General features: G+C 28.7%; 2 protein-coding genes and 1 tRNA gene. All 3 read left to right on the top strand.

What is annotated here, in order from left to right; translation table 11 throughout:
• Window positions 1-48 precede the first annotated feature (48 nt).
• The 3 genes from OXH55_RS19795 (at window position 49) to OXH55_RS19805 (ending at window position 2,690) form a co-directional block, all read left to right on the top strand.
• Window positions 49-124: transfer RNA gene (locus OXH55_RS19795), tRNA-Lys, on the top strand.
• A 373-nt stretch (window positions 125-497) separates the two neighbouring features.
• Window positions 498-1,862: an NAD(P)/FAD-dependent oxidoreductase gene (locus tag OXH55_RS19800; protein WP_268051878.1), complete on the top strand. Its 1,365-nt coding sequence runs from the start codon at window positions 498-500 to the stop codon at window positions 1,860-1,862.
• Between the two features lie 84 nt (window positions 1,863-1,946).
• A complete protein-coding gene (locus tag OXH55_RS19805; RefSeq protein WP_268051877.1) occupies window positions 1,947-2,690 on the top strand; it encodes a peptidylprolyl isomerase in 744 nt (247 codons plus the stop codon).
• Window positions 2,691-3,187: the final 497 nt, after the last annotated feature.

Genomic DNA, 3,187 nt, shown 5'->3' on the forward strand with positions numbered 1-3,187 from the left:
TACTGCACTGGAGACGGTGTGGAAGAGTAGGTCGCCGCCGGGTAATATGATTCACTAGCTCAGTCGGTAGAGCACTTGACTTTTAATCAAGTTGTCCGGGGTTCGATTCCCCGGTGGATCACCAAAACGCATCTTACATAAAGATGCGTTTTTTTATTTATTTAAATATTAAATAACAAAAATATATAATAAACAAAAATATTTATGTATACTTCCTATCATATTTTTCTTTTGAAATATCTTTCAAAATGTATTTCCATAAATTTATCTTTCGATTATTTATACAATATAATATATCTTAAATACGTATTATATAATTTTTTATAGAAGTTTTTATGCTTGAGTTAAATAGATTTATGTACAGTGTAGGTTAATATTAAACTATATCATAATATTTTCTATTATTTTATAATTTTATATCATAGTTTAGTATAGTGTAAGTTATATAATAAACCTATGATAATTTGGGAGTGATTTAAATTAAGTATGATGTAATAATAGTTGGAGCTGGTATAGCTGGAATCTTTGCAGCATATGAACTAAATAAAATTAATCCTAGTTCTAATATATTAATTATTGAAAAAGGAAAAGAAATTAAAAAGAGAGTTTGTCCTATTAAAGAACAGAGTATAGAAAAATGCAATAATTGCCGTATTTGTCATATTAAATGTGGCTGGGGTGGTGTTGGGAAATGTGAAGGAAAGTATAATTATACCAATAATTTTGGAGGAGATTTATATAAATATATAGGTCATAAAAAAGCTTTAGAACTTATGAACTATGTAGATAAGATCAACTGTAATTTTGGGGATAGATTGGCTAATACTTATTCTACTTATAATAAGGAACTAGAAGTAAAAGCAGAGGAATATGGATTAAAGTTATTACATACAAAGGTTAGACATTTAGGAACTTTAAAAACAGAAGAAATTCTTTTAAATATGTATAATTATCTAAAGGATAAAGTAGAGATAATATTTGATACAGAAGTTATAAATATAATTTCCAAGGGAAAAGAAAATGATAGTTTTACAGTAGAGACCCAAAATAGAACTTATTATTCGAATAAACTAATTTTAGCCACGGGTATATCAAGTTCTAATTGGACTAAAGAACAATGCACTTCTTTGGATATTAAAGTAAGAGAACAAGGAGCGGCTATAGGGTTAAGACTAGAGGTACCAGCTAGTATATTTAAGAAAGTTATAGATAGTACATATGAGGCTAAGTTTTCATATAGAACGGAGAAAACTAAGGATTTTATAATTACATATTGTATGAACCCTTGGGGTAGAGTAATTACTAAGCATACTAATGGTATGATTATGGTGGATGGACAAAATTATTTAGAAAGCAATGAACCTACTAATAATATAAATTTTACTTTATTTGTTTCAGATTATTTTAAATCAGAAGATAATATTATTTATAGTAAAGAATTTGCAGATTCAGTTATAAAGGTTGTTAATTCTACAGGGGGAGGAGTTTTAGTTCAAAGATTTGGAGATATGATAAAAGGCAAAGTTACAAGTTATAATGAGATAAATAATAATACAACTAAACCAACCTTAGATGCAACTCCTTTTGATTTGAATTTAGTAATTCCTAAAAGATTATTAAATGATATTATTGAAATGATTTATGTTTTAGATAAGATGGTAAAAGGTATAGCTGATGAGAATACTTTAGTATATGCAGCAGAAACAAAATATTATAATCCATTAGTCCAAGTTAATGAAAACTTAGAAACAAAGGTTAAGGATTTATATATGGCTGGTGATTGTTCTGGTATTACACACTCTCTATCACAAGCAGCTGCTAGTGGAATTTATGTAGGTAAAAATATTGGAATTAATGGATAAAAAGTTTTGTTTGTAAATACATTTTTATGTTATGATAGAGTGTAAGCTTTTAAGCTTTCAAATAAAACACAAAGGAGTTTAATTATGGAAAACAATGTTTTAGCTAGTGTTAATGGAAAACAAATAACAGAAAAAGATTTAGAATTAGCAACTGCAAGATTTCCTCAAGACAGAAGAAGCTTTTTAGCTACTGAAGAAGGAAAAAAACAATTAGTAGAGCAATTAGTTGCTTTTGAATTATTCCATAACTATGGAAAAGATAGTGGTATAGAAGAATCAGAAATTTACAAAGAAAGATTAGAAATTGTAAAAAAAGAAATAATAACTCAATTAGCTATAGAAAATGCAATAAAAACAGTTCAATTAGAAGATAAAGAAGTAGAAGATTACTATAATGCTAATAAAGAAATGTTTAAAGCACCAGAAATGGTATCAGCTAGACATATTCTTGTAGAGACAGAAGAATTAGCAAAAGAAGTTGAAGATAAAATAAAAGGCGGAATGTCTTTTGAAGATGCTGCTGCAGAATATTCAACTTGTCCTTCAAAAGCTCAAGGTGGAAGCTTAGGTCAATTCGGAAGAGGACAAATGGTTCCAGAATTTGAAGAAGCTGCGTTCACATTAGAAATAGGAACAGTAAGTGAACCTGTTAAAACTCAATTTGGATATCACTTAATAGAAGTTCAAAGCAAGAAGGAAGCAGACCAAAAACCTTTTGAAGAAGTTAAAGATATGTTAAAAGCTCAACTTCTTCAAGAAAGACAAAATCACAAATATATGACTTTTGTAGAAGAATTAAAGGGAAAATATCCAACAGAAATTAAATAACATATAAATAAAAGGGCTGAGTGTATATTAGTACACTCAGCTTTTTCATTTAAGATGTAAAAAAAATGGGGAGATTCAAGGGTTTTAGTGAATCTTGCTTATATACTTCTCCGGGCGTATCAAAATGAGAATGATGTAGAAAAATCAAGTTAAATATAGAGAGAAGAACATAATTTAATTAAATAGAGTATGTTTGATGTAATTAGTTTAAGATTTATGATAAGATATTCCTTGTCGTCACGAGAGTGGTGATGAGGCAACAACAAAGTATGAATTAAGATAATTTGAGAAAATTAAAAAAATTCAAAAAAGTTGTTGACAAAGAAAAGTTCAGGTGATATACTAAGTAAGCTGTCGCAAGGCGGCGAGGAAGAAATTGGTCTTTGAAAATTAAACAGAAGTAAGGAAACACAGTCAGTCAATAAATTTGAGTAAAGATTAAACTTTTAAATTGAGAGTTTGATCCTGGCTCAGGACGAACGCTGGCGGCGTGCCTA

The organism is Clostridium ganghwense, assembly GCF_026735165.1.
Classification (GTDB): domain Bacteria; phylum Bacillota; class Clostridia; order Clostridiales; family Clostridiaceae; genus Clostridium_H; species Clostridium_H ganghwense.

Excerpts from the sequence above, each read along its gene's own strand:
- OXH55_RS19805 (WP_268051877.1), top strand. The coding sequence starts at position 1,947 with ATGGAAAACAATGTTTTAGCTAGTGTTAATGGAAAACAAATAACAGAA.